This window comes from Paenibacillus sambharensis (genome assembly GCF_003233845.1).
In the GTDB taxonomy this organism is placed as follows: domain Bacteria; phylum Bacillota; class Bacilli; order Paenibacillales; family Paenibacillaceae; genus Paenibacillus_I; species Paenibacillus_I sambharensis.
This window is the reverse complement of the sequence record NZ_QKRB01000035.1, coordinates 45,971-70,236: the sequence shown is the minus strand read 5'-3', so window position 1 is coordinate 70,236 and position 24,266 is coordinate 45,971. Positions and strand designations below refer to the sequence as shown.

39 protein-coding genes and 1 rRNA gene are annotated in these 24,266 nt (G+C 50.3%); 2 read left to right on the top strand and 38 right to left on the bottom strand.

Annotation, left to right across the window (positions count from 1 at the left end):
- The 3 genes from DNH61_RS05460 to DNH61_RS05450 all read right to left on the bottom strand — a co-directional run.
- A 16S ribosomal RNA gene (locus DNH61_RS05460) occupies window positions 1-330 on the bottom strand; the annotation flags it as partial.
- 350 nt (window positions 331-680) lie between these two features.
- Window positions 681-902 carry a hypothetical protein gene (locus DNH61_RS05455; RefSeq protein ID WP_111145661.1) on the bottom strand — a complete coding sequence of 74 codons (222 nt, stop codon included), beginning with the start codon at window positions 900-902 and terminating at the stop codon, window positions 681-683.
- A 187-nt stretch (window positions 903-1,089) separates the two neighbouring features.
- Complete coding sequence (locus DNH61_RS05450; protein ID WP_111145660.1) at window positions 1,090-1,704, bottom strand: stage II sporulation protein M; 615 nt, start codon at window positions 1,702-1,704, stop codon at window positions 1,090-1,092.
- A 182-nt stretch (window positions 1,705-1,886) separates the two neighbouring features.
- Here DNH61_RS05450 and pdaB point away from each other — a divergent pair, with 182 nt between their 5' ends.
- The gene (gene pdaB / locus DNH61_RS05445) at window positions 1,887-2,714 is read left to right on the top strand and encodes a polysaccharide deacetylase family sporulation protein PdaB (RefSeq protein WP_111145659.1); all 828 of its coding nucleotides are present in this window, start codon (window positions 1,887-1,889) and stop codon (window positions 2,712-2,714) included.
- A 14-nt stretch (window positions 2,715-2,728) separates the two neighbouring features.
- Here the strand turns inward: pdaB and DNH61_RS05440 are convergent, their stop codons facing one another.
- Window positions 2,729-3,358: a KinB-signaling pathway activation protein gene (locus DNH61_RS05440; protein WP_111145658.1), complete on the bottom strand. Its 630-nt coding sequence runs from the start codon at window positions 3,356-3,358 to the stop codon at window positions 2,729-2,731.
- 202 nt (window positions 3,359-3,560) lie between these two features.
- On the opposite strand from DNH61_RS05440, the gene gerD reads away from it, so the two are divergent.
- A complete protein-coding gene (gene gerD / locus DNH61_RS26240; protein ID WP_181438587.1) occupies window positions 3,561-4,277 on the top strand; it encodes a spore germination lipoprotein GerD in 717 nt (238 codons plus the stop codon).
- A gap of 131 nt (window positions 4,278-4,408) precedes the next feature.
- Here the strand turns inward: gerD and DNH61_RS05430 are convergent, their stop codons facing one another.
- The 34 genes from DNH61_RS05430 to rplB all read right to left on the bottom strand — a co-directional run bounded on the left by DNH61_RS05430 (window position 4,409) and on the right by rplB (window position 24,254).
- Window positions 4,409-5,551 carry an Mrp/NBP35 family ATP-binding protein gene (locus DNH61_RS05430; RefSeq protein ID WP_111145657.1) on the bottom strand — a complete coding sequence of 381 codons (1,143 nt, stop codon included), beginning with the start codon at window positions 5,549-5,551 and terminating at the stop codon, window positions 4,409-4,411.
- A gap of 156 nt (window positions 5,552-5,707) precedes the next feature.
- On the bottom strand, window positions 5,708-6,478 hold the full coding sequence (cwlD, locus tag DNH61_RS05425; protein WP_111145656.1) for an N-acetylmuramoyl-L-alanine amidase CwlD: 771 nt from the start codon (window positions 6,476-6,478) through the stop codon (window positions 5,708-5,710).
- A gap of 114 nt (window positions 6,479-6,592) precedes the next feature.
- A complete protein-coding gene (gene sat / locus DNH61_RS05420; RefSeq protein ID WP_111145655.1) occupies window positions 6,593-7,762 on the bottom strand; it encodes a sulfate adenylyltransferase in 1,170 nt (389 codons plus the stop codon).
- Between the two features lie 45 nt (window positions 7,763-7,807).
- On the bottom strand, window positions 7,808-8,500 hold the full coding sequence (locus DNH61_RS05415) for a phosphoadenylyl-sulfate reductase (RefSeq protein ID WP_111145654.1): 693 nt from the start codon (window positions 8,498-8,500) through the stop codon (window positions 7,808-7,810).
- 275 nt (window positions 8,501-8,775) lie between these two features.
- Entirely contained in the window at window positions 8,776-9,168 is a 393-nt protein-coding gene (gene rpsI, locus DNH61_RS05410) for a 30S ribosomal protein S9 (RefSeq protein WP_111145653.1), read from the bottom strand.
- Between the two features lie 18 nt (window positions 9,169-9,186).
- Window positions 9,187-9,624: a 50S ribosomal protein L13 gene (gene rplM / locus DNH61_RS05405; RefSeq protein WP_111145652.1), complete on the bottom strand. Its 438-nt coding sequence runs from the start codon at window positions 9,622-9,624 to the stop codon at window positions 9,187-9,189.
- Window positions 9,625-9,893: 269 nt separating this feature from the next.
- A complete protein-coding gene (truA, locus tag DNH61_RS05400) occupies window positions 9,894-10,676 on the bottom strand; it encodes a tRNA pseudouridine(38-40) synthase TruA (protein ID WP_111145651.1) in 783 nt (260 codons plus the stop codon).
- A 124-nt stretch (window positions 10,677-10,800) separates the two neighbouring features.
- On the bottom strand, window positions 10,801-11,166 hold the full coding sequence (rplQ, locus tag DNH61_RS05395) for a 50S ribosomal protein L17 (RefSeq protein ID WP_111145650.1): 366 nt from the start codon (window positions 11,164-11,166) through the stop codon (window positions 10,801-10,803).
- Window positions 11,167-11,269: 103 nt separating this feature from the next.
- Window positions 11,270-12,214 carry a DNA-directed RNA polymerase subunit alpha gene (locus DNH61_RS05390; RefSeq protein WP_111145649.1) on the bottom strand — a complete coding sequence of 315 codons (945 nt, stop codon included), beginning with the start codon at window positions 12,212-12,214 and terminating at the stop codon, window positions 11,270-11,272.
- 161 nt (window positions 12,215-12,375) lie between these two features.
- Window positions 12,376-12,771, bottom strand: a complete 396-nt coding sequence (gene rpsK / locus DNH61_RS05385; protein ID WP_111145648.1) for a 30S ribosomal protein S11 — start codon at window positions 12,769-12,771, stop codon at window positions 12,376-12,378.
- Window positions 12,772-12,790: 19 nt separating this feature from the next.
- Window positions 12,791-13,159 (bottom strand): 30S ribosomal protein S13, encoded by a 369-nt coding sequence (rpsM, locus tag DNH61_RS05380; RefSeq protein ID WP_111145647.1) that lies wholly within the window; start codon window positions 13,157-13,159, stop codon window positions 12,791-12,793.
- A gap of 19 nt (window positions 13,160-13,178) precedes the next feature.
- A complete protein-coding gene (rpmJ, locus tag DNH61_RS05375) occupies window positions 13,179-13,292 on the bottom strand; it encodes a 50S ribosomal protein L36 (protein ID WP_003333770.1) in 114 nt (37 codons plus the stop codon).
- A gap of 135 nt (window positions 13,293-13,427) precedes the next feature.
- Complete coding sequence (gene infA / locus DNH61_RS05370) at window positions 13,428-13,643, bottom strand: translation initiation factor IF-1 (protein ID WP_015847200.1); 216 nt, start codon at window positions 13,641-13,643, stop codon at window positions 13,428-13,430.
- Window positions 13,644-13,645: 2 nt separating this feature from the next.
- Complete coding sequence (locus DNH61_RS05365) at window positions 13,646-13,927, bottom strand: KOW domain-containing RNA-binding protein (protein WP_111145646.1); 282 nt, start codon at window positions 13,925-13,927, stop codon at window positions 13,646-13,648.
- Between the two features lie 63 nt (window positions 13,928-13,990).
- The gene (gene map / locus DNH61_RS05360; RefSeq protein ID WP_111145645.1) at window positions 13,991-14,746 is read right to left on the bottom strand and encodes a type I methionyl aminopeptidase; all 756 of its coding nucleotides are present in this window, start codon (window positions 14,744-14,746) and stop codon (window positions 13,991-13,993) included.
- Entirely contained in the window at window positions 14,743-15,396 is a 654-nt protein-coding gene (locus DNH61_RS05355; protein ID WP_111145644.1) for an adenylate kinase, read from the bottom strand. The genes map and DNH61_RS05355 overlap by 4 nt, the downstream gene beginning before the upstream one ends.
- Window positions 15,397-15,483: 87 nt before the next feature.
- Complete coding sequence (gene secY / locus DNH61_RS05350) at window positions 15,484-16,776, bottom strand: preprotein translocase subunit SecY (RefSeq protein ID WP_111145643.1); 1,293 nt, start codon at window positions 16,774-16,776, stop codon at window positions 15,484-15,486.
- Window positions 16,777-17,217 carry a 50S ribosomal protein L15 gene (gene rplO, locus DNH61_RS05345; protein ID WP_111145642.1) on the bottom strand — a complete coding sequence of 147 codons (441 nt, stop codon included), beginning with the start codon at window positions 17,215-17,217 and terminating at the stop codon, window positions 16,777-16,779.
- A gap of 45 nt (window positions 17,218-17,262) precedes the next feature.
- Window positions 17,263-17,448, bottom strand: a complete 186-nt coding sequence (rpmD, locus tag DNH61_RS05340; RefSeq protein WP_111145641.1) for a 50S ribosomal protein L30 — start codon at window positions 17,446-17,448, stop codon at window positions 17,263-17,265.
- 12 nt (window positions 17,449-17,460) lie between these two features.
- Window positions 17,461-17,958 carry a 30S ribosomal protein S5 gene (gene rpsE, locus DNH61_RS05335; protein ID WP_111145640.1) on the bottom strand — a complete coding sequence of 166 codons (498 nt, stop codon included), beginning with the start codon at window positions 17,956-17,958 and terminating at the stop codon, window positions 17,461-17,463.
- A gap of 31 nt (window positions 17,959-17,989) precedes the next feature.
- On the bottom strand, window positions 17,990-18,358 hold the full coding sequence (gene rplR, locus DNH61_RS05330) for a 50S ribosomal protein L18 (protein ID WP_111145639.1): 369 nt from the start codon (window positions 18,356-18,358) through the stop codon (window positions 17,990-17,992).
- Window positions 18,359-18,447: 89 nt separating this feature from the next.
- Complete coding sequence (gene rplF, locus DNH61_RS05325; RefSeq protein ID WP_111145638.1) at window positions 18,448-18,990, bottom strand: 50S ribosomal protein L6; 543 nt, start codon at window positions 18,988-18,990, stop codon at window positions 18,448-18,450.
- A gap of 30 nt (window positions 18,991-19,020) precedes the next feature.
- On the bottom strand, window positions 19,021-19,419 hold the full coding sequence (rpsH, locus tag DNH61_RS05320; protein WP_111145637.1) for a 30S ribosomal protein S8: 399 nt from the start codon (window positions 19,417-19,419) through the stop codon (window positions 19,021-19,023).
- Window positions 19,420-19,450: 31 nt separating this feature from the next.
- Window positions 19,451-19,636 (bottom strand): type Z 30S ribosomal protein S14, encoded by a 186-nt coding sequence (locus DNH61_RS05315; protein WP_013312154.1) that lies wholly within the window; start codon window positions 19,634-19,636, stop codon window positions 19,451-19,453.
- A gap of 24 nt (window positions 19,637-19,660) precedes the next feature.
- Window positions 19,661-20,203 carry a 50S ribosomal protein L5 gene (gene rplE, locus DNH61_RS05310; RefSeq protein WP_111145636.1) on the bottom strand — a complete coding sequence of 181 codons (543 nt, stop codon included), beginning with the start codon at window positions 20,201-20,203 and terminating at the stop codon, window positions 19,661-19,663.
- A 30-nt stretch (window positions 20,204-20,233) separates the two neighbouring features.
- Window positions 20,234-20,587 (bottom strand): 50S ribosomal protein L24, encoded by a 354-nt coding sequence (rplX, locus tag DNH61_RS05305; protein WP_111145635.1) that lies wholly within the window; start codon window positions 20,585-20,587, stop codon window positions 20,234-20,236.
- A gap of 61 nt (window positions 20,588-20,648) precedes the next feature.
- Window positions 20,649-21,017 carry a 50S ribosomal protein L14 gene (rplN, locus tag DNH61_RS05300; RefSeq protein WP_111145634.1) on the bottom strand — a complete coding sequence of 123 codons (369 nt, stop codon included), beginning with the start codon at window positions 21,015-21,017 and terminating at the stop codon, window positions 20,649-20,651.
- Window positions 21,018-21,061: 44 nt separating this feature from the next.
- Window positions 21,062-21,325, bottom strand: a complete 264-nt coding sequence (rpsQ, locus tag DNH61_RS05295) for a 30S ribosomal protein S17 (RefSeq protein WP_111145633.1) — start codon at window positions 21,323-21,325, stop codon at window positions 21,062-21,064.
- Between the two features lie 52 nt (window positions 21,326-21,377).
- Window positions 21,378-21,578 (bottom strand): 50S ribosomal protein L29, encoded by a 201-nt coding sequence (rpmC, locus tag DNH61_RS05290; protein ID WP_111145632.1) that lies wholly within the window; start codon window positions 21,576-21,578, stop codon window positions 21,378-21,380.
- Window positions 21,565-22,002: a 50S ribosomal protein L16 gene (rplP, locus tag DNH61_RS05285; protein WP_111145631.1), complete on the bottom strand. Its 438-nt coding sequence runs from the start codon at window positions 22,000-22,002 to the stop codon at window positions 21,565-21,567. The genes rpmC and rplP overlap by 14 nt, the downstream gene beginning before the upstream one ends.
- 2 nt (window positions 22,003-22,004) lie before the next feature.
- The gene (gene rpsC / locus DNH61_RS05280) at window positions 22,005-22,670 is read right to left on the bottom strand and encodes a 30S ribosomal protein S3 (RefSeq protein ID WP_111145630.1); all 666 of its coding nucleotides are present in this window, start codon (window positions 22,668-22,670) and stop codon (window positions 22,005-22,007) included.
- A 13-nt stretch (window positions 22,671-22,683) separates the two neighbouring features.
- Window positions 22,684-23,019 (bottom strand): 50S ribosomal protein L22, encoded by a 336-nt coding sequence (gene rplV / locus DNH61_RS05275; RefSeq protein WP_111145629.1) that lies wholly within the window; start codon window positions 23,017-23,019, stop codon window positions 22,684-22,686.
- Window positions 23,020-23,063: 44 nt separating this feature from the next.
- Entirely contained in the window at window positions 23,064-23,345 is a 282-nt protein-coding gene (gene rpsS, locus DNH61_RS05270; RefSeq protein WP_111145628.1) for a 30S ribosomal protein S19, read from the bottom strand.
- A gap of 78 nt (window positions 23,346-23,423) precedes the next feature.
- The gene (gene rplB, locus DNH61_RS05265) at window positions 23,424-24,254 is read right to left on the bottom strand and encodes a 50S ribosomal protein L2 (RefSeq protein ID WP_111145627.1); all 831 of its coding nucleotides are present in this window, start codon (window positions 24,252-24,254) and stop codon (window positions 23,424-23,426) included.
- Window positions 24,255-24,266 lie beyond the last annotated feature (12 nt).

Below are 24,266 nucleotides of genomic sequence, written 5' to 3'. Positions count from 1 at the left end.
CCCAGTGTGGCCGATCACCCTCTCAGGTCGGCTACGCATCGTCGCCTTGGTAGGCCGTTACCCCACCAACTAGCTAATGCGCCGCAGGCCCATCTGTAAGTGACAGCTTGCGCCGTCTTTCCCGGTCCCCTCATGCGGGGGAACCGCGTATCCGGTATTAGCATCCGTTTCCGGATGTTATCCCAGTCTTACAGGCAGGTTGCCTACGTGTTACTCACCCGTCCGCCGCTAATCTTTAAAGGTGCAAGCACCTTTAAAGATCCGCTCGACTTGCATGTATTAGGCACGCCGCCAGCGTTCGTCCTGAGCCAGGATCAAACTCTCCATTAAAGTTGAGTCTAACTTGCTCATTCTGTATTGCTTATCCATCATTCCATGAATGGAATGACAGGGCAGTTCGCTCGTTGTTCAGTTTTCAAAGAACAATTCCTGTTAAAGACCCTTTAAAAGCTGTCTTCATCATCGCGCCTTCATTTCAGCAGCGACTTTTATAATATATCACAGACGCCTTACTCTTTGCAAGAGGTTAATTTAACCTATTTTTCTTAAACACTTATTAAATAAGTGCTGCATGCCTCTGCTGCAAAGCGTCGGATAGATAATTTAACATATGGTGCAGGCCACCGTCAAGACCTGCGGGCATTCATTTTCTGGAAGCAGATTTAGGAGCCTGATTTTCCTTACAAATAAGCACGAATGTTCAGCGCGTAACGAGAGAGTTCCTTGGGTGAAGCCATCCGGGCGTACATTCGAAAAACAATTTTATAACGTTTGGCAATTGCGTTCTTAATATCACCATCAAGCCGGGCATCATGCAGATCAAGCAGCATCTCATCAAGTTCCTTCCGGAGCACATACTCCAGCTCCTTGCACTCTTTATCCGTGAATAGTATTCCGAGCATACCTGTACGTTGCCCCCTTGCGATTGTTGTCCCTACTTCCCGCTTCCTTCTACTTAAGGCCACACCTGCCGCAAGCATGCCGGGCCATCCATAACGGTACAGCACCCTTCGCCGGTGTAAAAAAAGCAGCGTGCATGCTTCGTGCATGACGCCGCTTTACTGTTATGCTCAGTTTTCCGGGAAATTATTACATGGATAACAACCAAGGTGTTACCGTAGTCTCGATAATAGCAGCTGCGAGCAGCGTAATAACAAGCAGCAGCATGACTGCCACCGTGCGGGTAGCGAAAAATTCATACTCCGCCCCAATAGTTTTACGCGAGCCGAAGAACAAAGATTTCAGACCCCTGAATCCTAATGCACCAAACTTAAGTCCGTACGCACAGGCAATAATTATGGCGGGAATCTCCAAGATGCCGTGAGGCAGTATCCCCTTCATGAAGACCAGCGCTGCATTATGCCCCTCTTCATTCAGCGAGGTATACAGATAACCCATTACCATACCGTTAACCAGCAGGAAGAACAGTGGAACAATGCCGAACGCCGCCCCCAGATACATGACGAATATCGACTTGATCGTGTTGTTAAAGAAAATAAACAAAAAAATGCTCAGCATCGGGTTGCTCGTCTGATTGAGCTGATCCGCAATATCGGAAATCCCCTGCAGCTGGTTATCTAGATACGTATGCAGTGCTGTATTAGTCCCGCCTACGATCATACCCGCAAAAAACAGAATGGCAGACATGACAATGTATGTCCTCATCGCCGCCAGATGCTGCACCATTGCTTTCCATGAAAGCATGTTTGCACCCCCTTCTCCATGTCTTTATATCCCGCTGTCTATCTCCTTATGCTTGCCGGTCAGCTTTATCTGATACGAAAATGCAGGGCATAAGTTCCGCAAGCCCGCATACATTTTAGAAGAACAAGCCCCGCATGTCCTTGCAGCAGCAAGCATTTTCAAACCGAGAGGAGAGCCAGCGAATGAATTTCTTTGTGGTATGGAACGGACGTCGATTGAAGCGTTATTTTCTCCTTGCAGTTGCCATCATGTTCTCCGCCGGCGTCGTGTATGCCGAGAAGGATAATATAACGGTCTTCGCGCCTCCGACGCCTGCAGCCATTTACAGTGTGCCGACCGAGAAGAAAGTTGTTGCCCTTACCTTCGATATCAGCTGGGGTGATAAAAGGGCTCTGCCGATCCTTGACATCCTGAAAGAGAAAGGGGTTACCAAGTCCACCTTCTTCCTCTCTGCGCCATGGGCCCAGTCTCATCCCGAAATTGTCAGTAAAATAGCGGAGTCCGGTTATGAGATCGGCAGCCACGGGCATAAGCATGACAACTACAGCAAATTCAGCGACGAGGAGATCCGAACACAGATTCAGACTGCGCACTCGATTCTATCGACTGTAGTCGGCAAGTCTCCCAATCTGATCCGGATGCCCAACGGCGATTTTGATAAACGGGTGCTTCAGATCGCCGATCAGCTTGGTTATAAAGTCATCCAATGGGACACAGATTCCCTTGACTGGATGAATATTGGCACGGACAAAATCGTGAACCGTGTGATTTCAAAGGCGCATCCCGGTGATATCATACTGATGCATGCCAGCGATTCAGCCAAACAGACTCCAGAAGCCCTCCCGAAGATCATTGAACAGCTTCAGGCCAAAGGCTATACATTCGTCTCCGTGTCCGAGCTTATTGCCCATACAGAGCTTTCCGGCCACAGCGTGCAGGATAAGCCAACAATGCAGACGCCCTCACAAGGGCTTGTGCAGGAGCTGATCCCAGGCGAATACAAAATGTAAAACCCAGACCGACACTAGGCGACCGGTTTCGTATTTATTGCGGAATCGGCCGCTGCCGGTTTAAGGATGCGGTGCAGCATCAGGATTTGATAAGCATTGCAGATGAACAACGGCACCAGCATGAAGATGACGGCCGATGCATTGGTCTCCTCCGCACTTAGGCTGGGCCATGTCTCAATTAAAGTCCCGACATACATGAGAAATAACGTAGGTACGAGAGCACTTGCATTCGTCTGATTCACCTTCACCTTGGCCACGATCCAGGAGAAGACAGCCAGAAGCAGCGGCAGCAGCCAGAACATCATATTGCCGAACAAATCCCGGTTGCCATACAGCACGTAACCAAAGAAGAACACCGCAAATAAAGTGGTATAGGCCTGAAGCGCGTTCCACAAATATTTTCGGCGGAAGATACTTAGAGCAATATAATTCAGGGTTAGATAGGCGAAGAATCCCATCTGGCTGAACGCGCCGATCATCGTTCCCACCAGCAGCATCATCCCCGCATTAAAGCCGACCGCCTCAATCCCCATAATATGAAACGATTGATCCGTCCACAGCATGATAGATCCGGTCAAAGCGGTTGCAGCCGCTCCAACGGCCATACAGCTCCAAAATAAAAAAAACCATTTCCGTATGTTCACCAGCTTGAAGCCTCCTCTTGTCTACATCCTCTTTATTTTACCATGTTCGGTTCAAAAAGCTATCGTCCCGCTTCATAATCCACTGGGCGTTCGGTCATAATAACCCATAGACAAGCTCTTATGCATTTATTCAAGCTGGAATTCGCAAAGGCAGCTTTTGATCAAGCAATGACCAAGCTTTCAGGAAAGGGGCCAAGTACCTATGAAGAAACGGTCGGCAAGACCGACAGCTGCTGCGCTGCTATTAGCATGCTCCCTGCTGCTTCTGGCTGGATGCGGTTCAGAGCCTTCCGGCGGGGGGGGCGGCGGTGAGGCAATGAGTTACAAAGACATGAAGACCATGGTCGTTGACATCCTGAAGACTGAGGATGCACAGAAGGCAATGGAGGAAGGGGCAACCAAAGGAGCATCGGGGCAGGGTACAGGATTGCAGGCACAAATGCTGACCACACAGGGCCAGGAACAGGTCCGACTTGCCGTCAAGGACGTATTGGTATCCCCTGATTATTATAAGGTAATTGAGAAGTTAATGACGGATGAACGATTCGCCGGTGAGTTTGCCAAGGCTGTAAATACGCAGAACAAACAAATTCATAAAGACCTCATGAAGGATCCCGGTTACCAGCAGGACCTGGTTTCGGTATTCAAGACACCTGAGATGGATCAGGTGATACTCGATGTCATGCAGACTCCCCAGTACCGCAAGCATATTCAAACCATCATGCAGGAAACGATCCAGAGTCCGCTTGTACGCGTTGAACTCCTTGATCTCATGAAGAAGGCCGTACAGGAGGAGCTTAAGCCCAAGCCTTTTGAACCGCTTAAGAAGGAAGGAGAGCAAGGCGGCGGCGGTGAAAGCGGAGGCGAAGGCGGTGGCGGCGGTGAAGGCGGTGGCGGTGAAGGCGGAGGCGGGAGTTAAGAATATCATCAATGGGTGAAAACAAACCCGCCGGCATGGTGCCGGCGGGTGATTGTGTTTATATTGGCGATTGTATTGGCGGTGCGATGAAGAACGGTTTGGTGCCACACTGTGCTGCAGCAAAATGTGTCTTATGAGGCTGATTGTTCCTCACACTTGGCTATGACCTGCTCCGCAATCGAGGCATACAGCTGTCCCATCTCTGTATCACCCTTGTAAACGGAAGGTGAAAAATCCGGTTCTGCCGGATGGTTGTCCGGGGCGCCAAGAGGAAGCTGTGCCAGAAGGTCGGCATGCAGCGACTCCGCAAGCTTGGCCCCGCCGCCTCTGCCGAAGACATAATCCTTGTTGCCGCAGGCGGAGCAGGAGTAGTAGGACATATTCTCAACTATGCCCAGAATCTCATGCTCGGTCCGAATAGCCATGGAGCCAGCGCGAGCCGCTACGAATGCTGCTGTAGCATGCGGGGTCGTTACGATGATCTCCTTGCTCTGCGGAATCATCTGATGCACGTCCAAGGCAACATCACCTGTGCCCGGAGGCAGATCCAGCAGTACATAGTCCAGTTCGCCCCACTCAATCTCTTCGAAGAAGTTGCGAAGCATCTTGCCGAGCATCGGTCCACGCCATACGATAGGGCTGTTATCCTCAACAAAGAAGCCCATCGACATGACTTTGACTCCAAATCGCTCGATGGGAATCACCCGCTCATTCACAACCTCGGGGCGACCCTCGATGCCCATCATATCGGGCACGCTGAAGCCGTAGATATCCGCGTCGATGAGTCCGACGCGCTTGCCCTTACGGGCCAGGGCCACCGCCAGGTTAACGGTGACCGTGGACTTGCCGACGCCGCCCTTGCCGCTGGCGACGGCAATGAAGTGCACACCGCTGGCTTCGCTCAGCAGCGGTGTCCGCTCGAGCCCGGCGCCGTGACCGCGTACGGCGCCCGCTCCAGCCGCAGCCTGGCCGGCTGCGGCTGTGCCGGCGCCTGGGCTGCTGCCAGGCGCCTGCCCTGGCGCGCCTGCTGCTGCGGCGCGCCCTCCTGCAGGCCGAAACCGCAGATGCACGGTTTCGGCCCCTGCGCGCGCCAGCGCAGCGCGCAGCGCTTCCTCCAGCGGGGCGTCCGGTTCCCCGCTGTTCGTCAGAACCGTCATCGAAACCTGACGGTCCTTTACTACAATATCACGCACGGACGTCTCTTCAACGCCGGTACCTTGATCTGTACCAAGGACGGGACTGATTGCTTCCAAGACTTGTTCTCGTGTCAACATATGCCATCACTCACCCTCGTTGTCGCCTGTGTCAAAACCGGGTTATCCATCCCTCGATGTTCTCCAGTCAACCGGCTGCCTAGGCTTAATATGCCCTAATTATAGCATAAGTGCACAACGAACCAAGTTTTGGAGCCGTTATGGCTTATTACACCTTTAACTGCTGCCGGGCAATTCCTTCCCCTTCTCCCCTGCAGTATACCGTAGAATTCCCTGGTAGATTGAAGCGGCAACCTTACGCTGATATTCGGCATCAGCAAGCAGGCGAGCCTCACCCGGATGGGATAGAAAGCCTACTTCCACAAGTGCTGCCGGCACATCCTCAATAGCCTTCAGCAGATAGACATCATTTTTCTTGCTTGGCACCCGGTTCGTATTCTCGAGATTGCGTACAATCTCTTCCTGAATCAGTGAAGCCAGCGAGCTGTTGTTCGGGTGGTTCGGGTAATAGAAGGTCTGAGCGCCAGACCATTTGTCGGATGGAATGCTGTTCATATGGATACTGACCACCATATCCGGATTCTCTTCCTGAATCATCTCAACCCGTCTGACCAGATCCTCGGTTTTCCTTCTGCTGTACCCCTTCGTACCCGGCTCGGCCAGATCACGGTCATCCTCCCGAATCATAATGACAAGAGCCCCGGCTTGCTGCAGGTAGTCCCGCAGATGAAGCGCGATTGCCAGGTTTAGATCCTTCTCAATCGTCCCCTGCTTGCTGCTTGCTCCCCCATCCACGCCTCCATGCCCCGCATCCAGCATAATGGTTTTACCGGAAAGCGGCAGCGTCCAGTATGTCCAGGTTCTTGAAGTAGGCGCCTCCTGCGAGAGCAGCAGGAGAATCAGCAGTACAGTCCCGAAGCCAACACCGATGCGGGCCGCCCCTCTGTAGCTAATCCATACAATAAAACGATTTTTGATGCGGCGCATAAGAAAAACCACCCCGATTCCCAGTTTGCATAGAGACCTGGCTAATCAATAGCCGGACATCCTATACAACTATATGGGACAGGGTGGTCTTTTATGAACAAATGTATATTGGCGTTAAGGTTTTACAGCCTGATCTGCCATACCTTCAATCAGAATCTGTGCCACTTCCGGGCGCGAGAATTCTGGCGGCGGACAGATGCCATCGCGCAGCAGTGCGCGAACCTTCGTGCCCGACAATGTCAGGTGGTCAGCCTTATCATGCGGGCATGTTTTACTGGAGGCCATGTTGCCGCATTTTTTGCAGAAGAAGCTGTGTTCAAAATAAAGCGGCATAATCCCCAGCTCTTCCGCTGTAAATGTACGAAGAAGATCCTGCGCCTCATACGTACCGTAATAATCGCCTACACCAGCGTGATCACGGCCAACGATGAAGTGTGTACAGCCGTAGTTCTTCCGCACGAGTGCATGGAAAATCGCTTCCCTCGGGCCTGCGTAACGCATAGCAGCCGGAAATACGCCCAGGAACACACGGTCCTTCGGATAGTAGTTCTCAAGCAAAGCCAGGTAGCTCTTCATGCGCACATTTGCTGGCACATCATCAGACTTGGTCTCGCCGACAAGAGGATTCAAGAACAGAGCATCCACAATTTCCATAGCGGATTTCTGAATATACTCATGTGCACGGTGAACAGGGTTCCGTGTCTGGAAGCCGACGACTGTACGCCATCCGTTCTCCTCGAACATTTTCCGTGTTTCAGCCGGGTCAAAGTAAAACTCTTCGAATTTCTCTGGCTTCGGACGGTTCAGAACCGTGATCGCGCCACCTACATAGGTAGAAGGACGGCCCATCAGCTTCGCTACACCAGGATGCTCAAGATCATCCGTCTTGAAAACCTGCACAGCCTCATGCTTCTGGTCTGCTTTATAGATGCTTTCAATGTCAATAACGCCGTAAATGACACCGTCAGCTTCGCCGACGAGCGCAGCGCGCTCACCTGTGGACAGCTCTGCTGCCTTCTCATCTGTAACGGCCAGTGTAATCGGAATACTCCAAACCGTACCATCTGCAAGACGCATCGTATCTACGACAGAGCGATAATCTGCTTCATTCAAAAATCCCTTCAGTGGTGAAAAAGCGCCCACACCGATCAGATCCAAATCTGAAATGGTCCATGTATTGACCGGCACAGCCTTCAAACCTGCCGCTTCGGCAAGCAATGCTTCGCGTTCACCGCCGGCAGCGATCCGGTTTACCAGCTCACCGCCATGTGGTTGAATCCCCATGTAGCCAAACCTCCCAATAATGTTGACTTAATCTGCTGTAATGGATTATTTATGCAAACCGCATTCAGTCTTCTCGTTACCGGCCCATCGTCCAGCACGAGGGTCTTCACCCGGCATAACTTGACGCGTGCAGTACTCGCAGCCGATGCTCGGATAATTGTTGTCATGAAGCGGGTTGTAAATGACATTATTGGCACGGATATAATTCCAGACATCATCAGATGTCCAGTGTGCAATCGGATTGAATTTAACCAAGCCAAACTTCGTATCATACTCGATTTTCTTCGCATTCGCACGCGTAGGCGCCTGGTCACGGCGAATGCCCGTAATCCAAGCCTCATATTTCGAAAGAATCTGTGTAAGAGGCGTTACTTTGCGGATATTGCAGCATGCATTGGGATCGGACTTCCACAATTCAGGACCATGCTGTGCTGCTTGCTCTTCCGGTGTGATCTCCGGTTTAACTTCAACAAACTTCATATTGTAATGCTGCTCCAGCCGGTCACGGGTTTCATAGGTTTCCGTAAAGTGGAAGTCAGTGTTCAAGTAGAAGATATCAGTCTTAGGGCTGATCTTCTGAAGCATGTCTACAAGAACGACATCCTCGGCACCGAAGCTGCAGGCGAATGTAATATTCGGGAATGTCTCAACAGCATACTTCAATATATCTTCCGGCGATGCGCTCTCGAGCTCAACCTCTTTTTGTTTGATGAGCGCTTCTTTTTCGAACAGGTTCATATCCAGACCTCCAATAATTTAATTCCTAGTAAAGTGATATGCATTAACAATAGTATACGTCTTTCCATCGCATAACTCAATGCCTATATTCCATCGTATGCCCACAATAAGGCGTTTGACTTCCTATTCTTGCGGCTTAAGCGGTGCATCTCTGCTTCCCCCTGGCGCTGGCCTTCTCTACCTTAACTGCACCCCTCATCATCCAACCGTCATGTCCCCAACTATATAAAAAAGCCCCTGGCCAGAGGCCAAGGGCTGATTCCTTGAATGGAATATTAACGCTTCGAGAACTGAGGAGCACGACGTGCCGCTTTAAGACCGTACTTCTTACGTTCTTTCATCCGCGGATCACGAGTCAGGAAGCCTGCACGCTTCAGAGCCGGACGGAACTCAGGATCAGCTTTCAGCAATGCACGGGAAATACCGTGACGAATTGCACCAGCTTGACCAGTTGTACCGCCACCGTTAGCAATTACGAGAACGTCGTACTTCGACAGGGTCTCAGTAAGTGCAAGCGGCTGCTTAACAATCAGCTTCAGTGTTTCGTGTCCAAAATATTCGTTCAAATCACGCTTATTAACAATGATTCGTCCTTCACCCGGTACAAGGCGCACACGCGCTACCGAATGTTTACGACGACCTGTTCCATAGTATTGCACTTGAGCCATGAAACTGTCCTCCCTTTATTAACCCTGAAGTTCGTAAACTTGTGGATTTTGTGCTTGGTGCGGATGCTCCGAACCTGCGTAAACTTTCAGCTTCAGCTTCATTTTCTCGCCCAGACGGTTCTTCGGCAGCATGCCGTGTACCGCAGACTCTACCACGCGCGTAGGATGCTTCTTCAGCATATCAGCTGCGGAAGTAACCTTCAGACCGCCCGGGTACAGGGAGTGACGATAGTACATCTTGTTTTGGAGCTTCTTGCCTGTCAGAACGATCTTCTCAGCGTTGATGATGACGACGAAATCACCAGTATCAACATGAGGTGTGAATTGTGGTTTGTGTTTGCCGCGGATAAGCGCTGCAGCTTCACTTGCCAGACGGCCGAGTGTTTTGCCTTCAGCATCGATTACGAACCAGTTGCGTTCAACTTCGTTCGGCTTGGCCATATACGTGGTACGCATGGATGATCCTCCTTCGTTCAATAGCACATTTCACTTGTATGGAAACGTAATTGGGTATCAAAAATCATATATTCGTTCACAAATGCGGTTGCCCGCACGTCTATGTCATGAGTGAAATCAGTGGATTGCACAGCACTTCAAGACGGTTCAAGGATATTAATCAATTTGCCAAGTTTGCACCAACTTAGGCGGGGCTGTGGGAGAGCCACTAAGAAGGCACAAGTTATATTCTACTATAAACCAGCGTGTACTGCAAGCAATATTATGACTTACATATCGTTTGCCGGATCAATTTGCAGCCACTGCGAGAAAGGCTCAGGGTATCCCACTTCCCACAAGGTAAGTCCCTGTGCACCAGCCTTAGGGCCAGCCTGTGAACGGTCCATAGCCTCAATTACCCGGGGCATACGCTCCGGTTCCCATTTACCTTCCCCGACCCACATTAACGTACCCATGATGATACGCACCATGTTATACAAGAAGCCGTTACCTGTTACGAAAGTGTGTATGTCTTCTCCATCCTGCTCAATGCTTACCTCATGGATGGTCCTGACATGACTGCGCTTGGTTGAACCAGCCGAGGTAAAGGAAGAAAAATCATGTTCACCCAGCAGATGAACAATAGCCTTCCGCATAGCATCCACATCCAGCGGGTTATAATGATGGAACCGATATCTGCTCGTGAAGACATTCGGATACTTGCCAGTCGTTATGGAATAACGGTAGGTCTTGCGGACAGCATGTATACGGGCATGAAACCCGGCAGGCATCTCATGGGCGCTCCTCACGATGATGTCATTCGGCAGCCAACCATTCAGTGCCATTGCAAAACGCTTCATCGGTATTGGAGACTCCGTCACAAAGCTGATCACTTGTCCATACGCATGAACGCCTGCGTCCGTACGCCCGGAACCGTCGATCTTGATTGCCTCTCCTGTCAGCCGCTGCAGAGCCAGCTGGATTTCATCCTGTACGGTTTGTCCTTGTGGCTGGCTTTGAAATCCGCTGTATGCCGTTCCGTCATAGCTGACGATCATGGCGACGGTTCGCATAATGGTACCTCCTGCTGCTTATGTGAATTGTGGTTAGGGTTGGATCAGAAAAAAAGGTGGTCCCATTGCGGAACCGCTGCGCAGCACCGGTCCCTCTTGGTCCACCCTTTCTCTTCCCGTCTAATTACGCACGATCCACCAGTTCCAAATACACCATAGGTGCCGAGTCACCACGACGTGGTCCCAGCTTAAGGATCCGTGTGTATCCGCCCGCACGTTCCGAGTAACGGGTGGCCAGCTCAGAGAACAGCTTTTGAATCGCATCTTGTTGTCCATCGATCGATTCACGACGAACGAATGCCGCTACCTGACGACGAGCATGAAGGTCACCCTTCTTTGCTTTCGTGATCAGTTTTTCCGCGATAGAACGAACTTCTTTCGCTTTAGCTTCTGTCGTCTCGATGCGCTCATACAGGAAAAGGTCAGTAACCAGGTCACGGAACAATGCTTTCCGCGCGCTGGAGTCACGTCCCAACTTTTGGTATGCCATCTTGTTTTCCCTCCCTTTAAGAAAGATTTGCCGAGCAAACCGACTTCTTAGCGAAGCTTAGGATCTGCTGTACAAATCTGCTATGCCTAAATGCTAAGATGTCTTAGTCTTCCATGCGGAGGCCCAAACCAAGCTCTTCAAGCTTCTCTTGTACTTCCTCCAAAGATTTGCGGCCCAGGTTGCGGACCTTCATCATATCTTCTTCGGTTTTTGTGATCAGCTCTTGAACAGTATTGATGCCAGCGCGTTTCAGACAGTTATAGGAACGAACCGAGAGATCCAGTTCCTCAATTGTCATTTCAAGCACTTTTTCTTTCTTGTCTTCTTCTTTCTCAACCATAATTTCTGCATCCTTCGCTTCGTCGGTCAGACCAACGAAGAGATCCAGATGCTCGGTCAAGATTTTGGCGCCAAGGCTTACAGCCTCTTCCGGCCGGATGCTGCCGTCGGTCCAGACCTCAAGGGTCAGTTTGTCATAGTTGGTGACTTGACCGACACGCGTATTTTCTACGCTGTAGTTGACACGCGTAATTGGCGTGTAGATCGAGTCGACCGGCAGCACGCCAATCGGCTGATCCTCGCGTTTGTTGCGGTCTGCCATAACATATCCGCGGCCGCGATTAGCGAATACCCGCAGATGAAGACGGGCACCCGATGCCAATGTTGCGATATGAAGATCAGGGTTGAGAATCTCGACATCGCTGTCTGCACGAATGTCGCCGGCCGTTACCGCACCGTCGCCTTCCGCATCAATCTCCAACACCTTCTCCTCGTCGGAATGTATCTTCAGCGAGAGGCTCTTCAGGTTCAGGATGATCTCGGTAACATCCTCGAGAACACCAGGAACCGTTGAGAACTCGTGAAGTACTCCGTCGATCTGTACCGATGTAACAGCCGCTCCTGGAAGCGACGACAACAGAATTCTGCGCAGCGAGTTTCCAAGTGTCGTGCCATATCCGCGTTCAAGCGGCTCTACAACGAAACGTCCGTACGTGCCTTCGTCGCTCAGCTCTACGGTTTCGATTTTCGGCTTTTCGATCTCAATCACTAAAATAACCCTCCTTCAAACGTCGCTCCGTATCCATACTGATCACCGGCCGCCGGGCCGGTTCAGTATCTACACCGCTATTTGGTCAAATCATGTAGTATGCCTAACCTTCACAACCATTATTCACAAGTTGCAGATATTTGATACCACACGCGTTTGAACTATACGCGGCGACGTTTCGGCGGACGGCATCCGTTATGCGGGATTGGCGTGACGTCTTTAATCAGGTTAACTTCAAGGCCAGCGGCTTGAAGCGAACGGATTGCGGCTTCACGACCGGAACCAGGACCTTTAACCATGACTTCAACAGCTTTCATGCCATGCTCCATTGCTGCCTTAGCAGCGGACTCAGCAGCCATCTGTGCAGCAAACGGAGTACTTTTACGGGATCCTTTGAAGCCCAGGTTGCCTGCGCTTGCCCAAGAGATCGCGTTACCGTGCGGATCGGTGATCGTAACGATCGTGTTGTTAAATGTCGAACGGATGTGTGCTACGCCAGATTCGATATTTTTACGGTCACGGCGCTTCGTGCGGACCACTTTTTTCGGTTTTGCCATTTTCAGTTATCCCCCCTTATTACTTCTTCTTGTTCGCGACAGTCCGTCTAGGACCTTTACGGGTCCGGGCATTCGTCTTAGTGCGTTGTCCGCGCACAGGCAGACCGCGACGATGACGGATTCCACGATAAGAGCCGATCTCAATCAACCGCTTAATGTTCAGCGAGATTTCACGACGCAGGTCGCCTTCCACTTTAACCGACTTATCGATTGTTTCACGCAGACGGCTTACTTCGTCTTCCGTCAGATCACGAACACGAGTGCTCGGATTGATATCAGTCGAAGCCAGAATTTTCTGGGCCGTTGTGTTACCGATCCCGAAGATGTAAGTCAAGGCAATTACTACGCGCTTGTCACGCGGCAAGTCTACACCAGCTATACGTGCCATTGTAGGTTATCCCTCCTTCTTATCCTTGTTTTTGTTTGTGTTTCGGATTTTCACAAATCACCATAACGTTGCCTTTGCGACGAATGACTTTGCATTTTTCGCAAATCGGCTTTACCGAAGGTCTAACCTTCATTGTGATTACCTCCCGAATAAAACTGCAACCTCTGGCTTCATCAGGAATCAGACGGCCGCAGCTAAAAGTGCAACCGGCAATTTCAACGAATGAAAGCCCGGCTGATAGACAATGCTAGTTTGCAGTCATAAGATACTACTTACGATATGTGATACGACCTCTAGACAGGTCATATGGCGATAACTGGATAACCACTTTATCTCCTGTCAGAATACGGATAAAGTGCATTCTGAGCTTACCGGATACGTGGGCCAGAATCTGATGTCCGTTCTCCAGTTCTACCTTGAACATGGCATTGGGCAGCGGTTCAATTACCGTACCTTCAACTTCAATCACATCTTCTTTAGCCACCGTCATTCTCCTTTCCGCTCTATATACTTCTGAATTGCAAAACGCAGCTTGGCGTTCGTCACTCGACCCGTTTCCTGCATACTATTCACAACTTCCGAGCTTACAGCTTCAGTTAGTTCCAAGTGAAGGAGATTCTTCTTCTTCGGATCGTCGAATCTCCGTTTGTCCCCATCCGCGATGAGCACAAACCGGTCATCAACGATACCGATGATTACCGCCAGGCCATCTTGGCCTTTACCGCGCAGCACCTTTACGATCCGCCCGATAGCAACCTCCGATTCCATACCGATAATCCCCTCCTGGAATTGCCCATCCTGCAGCCTAGCAAGGGCTATTGCTTAAGTGTATTACGCAATAGCCGAACGGGTCAATATTTCAAAGCCATCAGGCGTCACGGCTACTGTATGCTCAAAATGTGCACACCATGTACCGTCCTGGGTTACAACCGTCCAATTATCCTCCAGCGTACGCACATAACGCTCGCCTAGAACAACCATCGGTTCGATTGCAAGAACCATACCGGGTTTAAGCCGCGGTCCACGATCCGGCATTCCGTAGTTCGGAATTTGCGGCTCCTCATGCAGACTGGTGCCGATTCCGTGCCCTACATATTCACGAACAATGGACATGCCCGCCGATTCAACGACCTGCTGAATCGCATGCGAAACGGTATACAGCCGAACATCCGGCTTGACATGCTGCAAACCCGCGTAAAGGGACTGTTCAGTGACCTCGAGCAGCTTCTGGACTTCCTCGGATATTTGACCCACACCATAAGTCCAGGCCGAATCGCCGTGGTAGCCTTTATACTGCGCACCGATGTCGATACTGATAATGTCGCCTTCATTCAAGACCCGAGATCCAGGGATGCCATGTACCAATTCGTCATTAACAGAAGCACATATACTCGCGGGAAATTGATTGTAGCCTTTGAAGGAAGGTATGGCGTCCTGGCTGCGAATGTAATCTTCAGCAATCTTGTCGAGCTCACTTGTGGTGACCCCTGGCTTGATTGCCTGCGCAAGGAGCCGATGTGTGTCGGCTACAATGCGACCTGCTTCCCTCATGAAACTTAGTTCCATCTCGGATTTGCAGATAATCATTCGGCCTGCCCCTTTAAGCAAGATACGATTTCCGAGGTTACCGTATCAATTTCCTTCTCACCATCCACCTCGCGAAGAAGGCCTTTATTCTCATAATAGGCCAGCAGCGGTGCTGTTTTGGAGATGTACTCGTCAAGACGGGTACCGACCTTCTCCTCCGTATCATCGGAGCGCTGGTACAGTTCTCCTCCACACTTGTCGCACACGCCTTCCTGCTTCGGCGGGTTGAATAACACATGATAAGTCGCTCCACAAGCTTTGCATATGCGGCGTCCGGTAAGACGGGCCAGCAGCAAACTGCGGTCGACTTTAAGGTTTACCACATGGTTGATTTGCTTGCCCATATCAGACAGCATGTCATCCAATGCTTCTGCCTGAGCAAGAGTACGCGGGAATCCGTCTAACAGAAACCCATTGTCGCAATCGCTCTGCTGAAGTCTTTCACGCACGATACCATTGGTTACGTCATCAGGCACCAGCAGTCCCTGATCTACGTATTCTTTGGCCTTCTGACCGAGCGGTGTTCCCTGCTTCATCGCAAGACGGAATGCATCGCCAGTCGAGATGTGCGGGATTTCAAATGTTTCCACGATCCGTTCGGCTTGTGTGCCTTTACCGGCACCCGGAGGCCCCATAAACAGGATATTCATTCGAAGTACCTCGCTTTAAGCAGAATAGGCCCGGTCGGGCGTGGCGTTCCGGCAAGCGGTATCCGTCAGCCCGTTCTGAACCTACTGTTATTTATTGATAAACCCTTTGTAGTGGCGTTTGATCAATTGGGTTTCGATCTGCTTCATCGTGTCGAGTGCAACACCGATTACGATCAGGAGCGAAGTACCGCCCAGCTGAACGGATTGCGGCAGTCCGGCCAAAGCGCCGAATGCTACAGGAAGCAGTGAAATCAGGGCCAGGAAGAGCGCACCTGACAACGTAATCCTGGACAAGACACGCGTGATGAACGTCGATGTCGGTTTGCCAGGACGAATACCCGGAATGTAACCGCCATTCTTCTTCATCTGATCAGCCATCTGTACAGGGTTAATCTGCACAAAGGTATAGAAGAAGGTGAAGGCGATAATCAGTATAACATACAGGACCATCCCAAGCGGCTGAACATAGTCAAGATGCTCTATGATCCAGTTCGCCCAAGCTTTACCCTGCCAGAACTGAGCTATCGTTCTCGGGAAGTAAAGCAAGGAAATCGCGAAGATTACCGGGATAACGCCGGCACCATTCACTTTAAGCGGAATGTGTGTCGATTGGCCGCCATACATTTTCCTTCCGACAACACGCTTCGCGTATTGAACCGGAATTTTGCGAACACCTTGTTGAACGAATATGACGCCCACAAGGATCGCGATAACCGCAATCAGGATTGCGACTACTTTCAGAATGCTAAGGAACAAGTTATCCGCATTATCCAGGAATTCACTGGCATACAATGTACGGATATGTCCCGGTATCGAAGCTACGATACCCGCAAAGATGATGATCGAAATACCGTTGCCAATCCCTCTCTCGGTGATCTGTTCACCGAGCCACATCAGGAATGCGGTACCCGCAGTCAATACAATTGCAATCATCGCATAGGTTGTAAACCCGGCATCAATAACGATATTGAACTGGTTATGGAAACCAATCGATGTTGCAAAAGCTTGAATCAACGCTAGAACAATCGTTCCGTAACGGGTGATCTGTGCAAGCTTGCGTTTGCCATTCTCGCCTTCTTTAGCCCACTCCGCAAACTTAGGTATAACATCCATACTTAGCAGCTGCACGATAATCGAGGCTGTAATGTACGGGAATATACTCAGCGCGAAGATAGAGAACTGGAACAAGGCACCGCCGGAGAACGTGTTAAGCAGTCCAAACAGGTTCTCCTGGTTGTTCGCCGCTTCCAGCATCGTCTTATCGATGTTGGGAACGGGGATGAACGAACCGACACGGTAGATCAATAAGATGAAAAGTGTGAAGAGAATACGTCTCCGCAAATCCTCCACTTTCCAGATATTGGACACGGTCTTGAACAATTAGATCACCTCGGTTTTACCGCCGGCAGCCTGGATTTTCTCTACCGCAGATTGAGAGAACTTATTTGCTTTAACAGTGAGTTGGACGTTGATGTCGCCGTTACCCAGGATCTTGATGCCGCTCTGCGGGTTCTTAACGATACCCTGCTCCATCAAAAGCTCAGGCGTTACTTCAGTACCTGCTGCAAAGCTGTTCAGCTCTTCAATGTTTACAACGGCGTATTCCTTACGGAACGGGTTGTTGAAACCACGCTTCGGAAGACGACGGTAAAGCGGGTTCTGGCCACCCTCGAAGCCCGGACGAACACCGCCGCCGGAACGAGCGTTTTGACCTTTGTGACCTTTGCCGGCCGTTTTGCCATTTCCGCTGCCGATACCGCGTCCTTTACGTTTCGGTTCCTGACGCGAGCCTTCAGCTGGCTTAAGCTCATGCAATTTCATCGTTCGTAGCACCTCCTTGTGATTTATGCTTTATCTATGGCTGTATTAGCCCTGTACTTCTTCAACTTTAACCAAGTGGCTGACATGATTCACCATGCCGCGAATGGCCGCGTTGTCAGTTTTAACAACGGATTGATGAAGCTTGCGCAGGCCCAGTGCTTGAACGGTAGCGCGCTGCTTCTCGTTACGACCAATCAGGCTGCGAACGAGGGTGATTTGAAGTTTTGCCATCAGATTCCCTCCTTAACCCAGCAGCTCTTCCACTGTTTTGCCACGCAGTTTGGCAACGTCTTCTGCACGCTTCAGGCGGGAAAGCCCTTCGAGTGTAGCGTTAACCATGTTGATGGAGTTGGAAGAACCCAGAGATTTCGTCAAAATGTCGCCAACGCCAGCCAGTTCGAGTACTGCACGAACCGGTCCGCCAGCGATAACACCGGTACCTTCGGAAGCAGGCTTCAGAAGAACTTCACCAGCGCCGAAGTGACCGAGCACGAGATGAGGAATCGTCGTGCCAACAAGCGGTACATGGATCAGGTTTTTCTTAGCATCGTCAATGCCTTTGCGGATTGCATCCGGCACCTCGCCTGCTTTACCGATCCCTGCGCCAACCCAGCCCTTGCCGTCACCGACAACTACAAGTGCGCTAAAGCTGAAACGGCGTCCGCCCTTTACAACTTTTGCTACGCGGTTGATATGAACAACTTTTTCTGTCAGTTCTAACGTATTCGGATCTACACGCAAGTCGTTTTACCTCCTTATTAAGTAAAGTCGATTAGAATTCGAGACCAGCTTCACGCGCTGCTTCAGCCAGTGCTTGAATTCTGCCGTGGTACAAGTAACCGCCGCGGTCAAATACGATTTTCTCGCAGCCTTTTGCTTTTGCACGCTGTGCAATCAGTTCGCCTACTTGACGAGCTGCTTCCACGCTGCCGCCGTTGCCGATCTTACCAGCGAGTTCTTTGTCCTGTGTGGATGCTGCAGCAACCGTTACGCCTTGAACATCATCAATCAGCTGAGCATAGATGTGTTTGGAGGAACGGTATACAGACAAACGTGGACGTTGTGTCGTTCCGCTGATTTTCTTACGGACTCGCAGATGTCTCTTCAGACGTGCTTTGTTCTTGTCGCCCTTAGTAATCATTGTGCATTTCACTCCTTCCTACCAGTCCGGTCTAAGCCGCATGTATAGGCGGGCTAGCCGCCTTCACGTTCATTAAGCCGCATGGCTTATTATTTCTTCTTACCTGCTTTACCTTCTTTACGAAGGATCCGTTCGCCTTCATACTTGATACCTTTGCCCTTATAAGGCTCTGGCTCACGTACGGAGCGGATTTTGGCAGCTGTTGCGCCGACAAGTTCCTTGTCGATGCCTTTAACGATAATTTTCGTGTTGGAAGGTACTTCGAATTCAATACCTTGCTCAGCAGCGATTTCAACCGGGTGAGAGTAGCCAACGTTCAGAACTACTTTCTCGCCTGTCTTATTTGCACGGTAACCAACGCCCACGAGCTCAAGGGATTTGGTGAAACCTTCTGTAACACCGCTGACCATGTTGGCAACGACACTACGAGTTGTTCCGTGCAGGGAACGGTGAAGTTTATTGTCAGAAGGACGTTCGATCGAAATTTCGTTTTCACCAACGACAACCTTCATATCTTTATGAAGCTCGCGGGAAAGCGTACCTTTCGGTCCTTTAACTGTAATAACAGAATTGTCCAGGGTAATGTTTACGCCGTTAGGCACCTGGATCGGTTTGCGGCCAATACGTGACATGGTGACACCTCCAATCGTTGTAACTTCTTCTTACCAAACGTAGCAAACGACTTCGCCGCCAGCTTTCGCTTGACGTGCTGCTTTATCGGTCATAACCCCTTTGGAAGTGGAAATGATCGCAATTCCGAGTCCGCCCAGTACGCGAGGGATCTCAGTTGATTTCGTGTACACGCGAAGTCCCGGTTTACTGATGCGCTTCAGTCCGGTGATAACGCGCTCGTTGTTCGGGCCGTATTTCAGGAAAATACGGATAATCCCTTGTTTGCTGTCCTCTATGAATTCAGCGTCACGAATGAAGCCCTCGCTCTTCAGAATTTCGGCGATTTGCTTCTTAATGTTCGAAGCGGGCATCTCCACGGTCTCATGACGTACAGTATTCGCGTTACGAATACGGGTCAGCATATCTGCAATCGGATCAGACATAACCATTATTCGAAAACCTCCTTCCCGGTCTAGCTGATTACCAGCTCGCTTTTTTAACGCCAGGGATCTGGCCTTTGTATGCTAACTCACGGAAACAAATCCGGCAGATTTTAAACTTTTGAAGAACGGAATGCGGACGGCCGCAACGTTCACAGCGCGTATAAGCACGCACTTTGAACTTCGGGGTACGTTGCTGCTTCACTTTCATCGAAGTTTTTGCCACTTGGTTACACCTCCTAGAAGTGGATTACTTCGCGAACGGCATACCCAGTTGGGTCAGCAGCTCACGAGCTTCTTCGTCCGTTTTTGCCGTCGTGACGATGACGACGTCCATACCGCGCGTTTTATCAACTTTATCATACTCGATCTCAGGGAAGATCAGTTGTTCCTTGAGGCCCAGTGTATAGTTACCGCGTCCATCAAATGCTTTGGTCGAAACACCACGGAAGTCACGTACACGTGGAAGCGAGATGTTGAACAGCTTATCGAGGAAGTAGTACATACGCTCACCGCGCAGGGTTACTTTCACACCGATTGGCATGTTCTCACGAAGCTTAAATCCAGCGATGGATTTCTTCGCGCGTGTTACAACTGGCTTTTGGCCGGCGATTTGTTGAAGTTCATCAACAGCTACGTCCAGAACTTTGGAGTTTGCTACCGCTTCGCCAACACCCATGTTGATAACAACCTTCTCAACCTTCGGCACTTGCATTACCGTCGAATAGTTGAATTTCTGCATCAGAGCAGGCGTAATTTCGTTTAGAAAACGATCTTTCATTCTTGCAGCCATGAATCATGGACCTCCTTTCCGCTATGCAAATTAGTCGATTACCTCGCCGGATTTCTTCGCAATCCGAACCTTCTTGCCGTTGCTTTGCACTTGGTAGCCGATACGAGTCGGTTTGCCGCTCTTCGGATCAATGTGCATCACGTTCGAAACATGGATCGGCGCTTCCTGCTCAATAATTCCGCCTTGCGGATTTTGCTGGGAAGGACGCGTATGCTTCTTCACCATGTTCACGCCTTCGATAAGTACGCGATTCTCACGCGGGTAAGCTGCGATAACGCGGCCTTTTTTACCTTTATCCTTGCCCGTGATTACGATGACGTTATCGTCCTTCTTCACGTGCAGCTTGTTGTTGTGCGATTCCAGAACTTTTTTGAGTCTTGGCATTTGTTACACCTCCTGCGTGCGTCTGCACTCAAGCATTTATCGAGTTCCCGTCTGTACGGGATTAGATGACTTCTGGTGCCAGCGATACGATCTTCATGAAATCCTTATCGCGAAGCTCACGGGCAACTGGTCCAAAGATACGAGTACCGCGTGGGCTCTTATCTTCCTTCACTACTACTGCAGCGTTCTCGTCGAACGAGATGTAAGAACCGTCTTTACGGCGAACCGTACGCTTCGTGCGAACGATAACCGCTTTGACTACGTCGCCCTTTTTGACAACGCCACCTGGTGTTGCGGATTTTACAGAACAAACAATCAAATCACCGATATGACCGACACGACGTCCCGTACCACCCAGCACACGAATACACATCAATTCTTTAGCGCCGGAGTTGTCAGCGACAGCCAAACGTGTAAATGGTTGAATCATGTTTAGGTCCTCCTTTCGGAAAAATGCTTAATGACACGCAAATCTTAAAGGATAACTGCTTCTTCAACGATCTCAACGAGTCTGAAGCGTTTGTCCTTGGAGAGCGGACGAGTTTCCATAATCTTAACAACGTCGCCGATCTTAGCTTGGTTGTTCTCGTCATGCGCCTTGAACTTCTTTGTGTATTTGATGCGCTTGTGGTAAAGATCATGCTTCTTGTAAGTTTCCACCGCTACCACGATAGTTTTGTCCATCTTGTCACTTACAACTTTACCGATTTGTACTTTACGTGCGTTGCGTTCACTCATGTTTTTCCTCCTTCCTGAAGGCGAGGTATTCCATCTATTCAATATCTATTAATTAGCTGGTGATACCCAGTTCACGTTCACGGATTACCGTTTTGGCACGAGCTATTTCTTTCCGAACATCGCGGATGCGAGTCGGATTGTCAAGCTGACCGGTGGCCAATTGAAAACGAAGGTTGAACAGCTCTTCCTTGAAACCTGCGATCTTTTGTTCAAGCTCAGCAGTGGTAAGGTTGCGGAATTCACTTGCTTTCATTTGCTTCACCACCCACTTCTTCACGTTTCACGAACTTCGTCTTTACAGGAAGCTTGTGAGCCGCCAGACGCATAGCTTCACGTGCGATTTCCTCGGACACGCCAGCAAGTTCGAACATTACTTTACCTGGTTTAACAACTGCTACCCACTTCTCAACGTTACCTTTACCGCTACCCATCCGGACTTCAAGAGGCTTCTGGGTGATTGGCTTAGCAGGGAAGATCTTGATCCATACTTTACCACCACGGCGAATGTAACGAGTCATGGCAATACGAGCAGATTCGATCTGACGGTTTGTGATCCAGCCTGGTTCAGTTGCCTGAAGACCGAATTCGCCGAAATGAACTTCCGTACCGCCTTTGGCACGGCCTCTCATGTGGCCGCGTTGCTGCTTACGATGTTTTACACGTTTTGGTACCAACATGATTAGTTGCCTCCTTCCTGGATGGCAGCTTTCTTCTTCGACGGAAGGATTTCACCACGGTAGATCCATACTTTTACGCCAATGCGGCCGTAAGTTGTATGAGCTTCTGCCGTACCATAATCGATATCGGCACGGAGTGTATGCAGAGGCACTGTGCCTTCGCTGTAGCCTTCAGTACGTGCGATTTCCGCACCGCCAAGGCGTCCGCTTACCGAGGTTTTGATTCCCTTCGCGCCTGCACGCATCGTACGCTGCAGCGCTTGTTTCATAGCGCGGCGGAACGAGATACGACGTTCAAGCTGCTGTGCGATGCTTTCTGCTACGAGGATAGCGTCCAGATCTGCTTGTTTGATTTCAGAGATGTTAATGTGTACTTTCTTGCCGTTTGTAATCTTAGCAAGCTCTGTGCGAAGGTTCTCAACCTCGGAGCCGCCTTTACCGATTACCATACCAGGCTTCGCTGTATGAATTGTTACGTTTACGCGGTTAGCTGCACGCTCAATCTCAATGCGGGAAACAGCCGCGTCCTTCAGTTTATTCTTAAGGAATTCACGAATTTTCACGTCTTCCAGGAGCAGATCGCCGAAATCTTTACCGGCGTACCATTTGGATTCCCAATCCCGGATGATCCCGATACGAAGACCGACCGGATTTACCTTTTGACCCACACGTTTTCCCTCCTTATTTTTCGGATACCACCAAAGTAATGTGGCTGGTTCTCTTGTTGATCCGGCTTGCACGTCCCATTGCACGAGGGCGGAAACGTTTCATAGTTGGACCCTGATTTACAAAAACTTGCGATACCACCAATTTGTTAACGTCCATTTGGTAGTTATGCTCTGCATTCGCGATAGCCGAGTTCAGAAGCTTCTCAACAACAGGAGATGCCGACTTCGGTGTGTGACGCAGAATCGCAATGGCTTCACCAACCTGCTTACCGCGGATCAAGTCCACAACCAGTTGTGCTTTCCGAGGAGCGATGCGGACATGGTTTACGCTGGCTTTAGCTTGTTGCATGGTTGAACCTCCTCTCTTACGTGTAGAAAATCATAACCGGCAGATTATCTTCTGCCCGTCTTCTTGTCGTCGTCTGTATGGCCTTTGTACGTACGCGTAGGCGCAAACTCGCCCAGCTTGTGTCCGACCATATCTTCCGTTACATAAACCGGAACATGCTTACGACCGTCATAAACAGCGAAAGTGTGTCCGATGAATTGCGGGAAAATCGTAGAACGACGGGACCAAGTTTTGATAACGACTTTCTTGTTCGTTTCGTTCAAATCTTCGACTTTTTTCAGAAGGTAGCCGTCAATAAACGGACCTTTCTTCAAACTGCGACCCATGGGTGTTCCTCCCTTCAAGCTTGCTTGATATCGTTCACGCCGCCTCAGGCAGGCTGAGGCGCACTGACTGAACGGTTATTATTTCGTGCGGCGACGAATAATATATTGGCTGGAAGCCTTCTTCTTCTTGCGAGTCTTGAATCCAAGCGTCGGCTTACCCCAAGGTGACATCGGCGATTTACGACCGATCGGAGCACGGCCTTCACCACCACCGTGTGGGTGATCGTTAGGGTTCATGACGACACCGCGAACTTCTGGACGCTTACCGAGCCAACGGCTACGGCCGGCTTTACCGATTTTCACGAGCTCGTGATCCTCGTTGCCTACAGTACCGATTGTAGCACGGCAAGTTTTCAGGATACGGCGCATTTCACCGGAACTAAGACGAATTACTACGTACTCATCTTCCTTACCGAGAAGCTGTGCTTCAGTACCTGCAGCGCGAACCAGCTGTCCGCCCTTGCCTGGCTTCATTTCGATGTTGTGGATAACTGTACCCACAGGAATGTTCTCAAGCGGAAGTGCGTTACCAACTTTGATGTCGGCGCCAACTCCGGACATTACCTGATCGTTTACTTTCAAGCCTTTAGGCGCGATGATGTAGCGCTTCTCACCATCTGCATAATGCAACAAAGCAATGTTCGATGTACGGTTTGGATCGTATTCAATCGTCGCTACGCGAGCTGGAACGCCGTCCTTGTTCCGTTTGAAGTCAATTACACGGTATTTACGCTTGTGACCGCCGCCATGATGGCGAACCGTGATTTTACCTTGGTTGTTGCGGCCTGCTTTCTTGTGAAGCGGCGCAAGCAACGATTTCTCCGGTTGATTCGTGGTGATCTCTTCGAATGTCGATACAGACATACCACGACGGGCCGGCGATGTCGGTTTATACTTCTTAACTGGCACTAGATTTCCCTC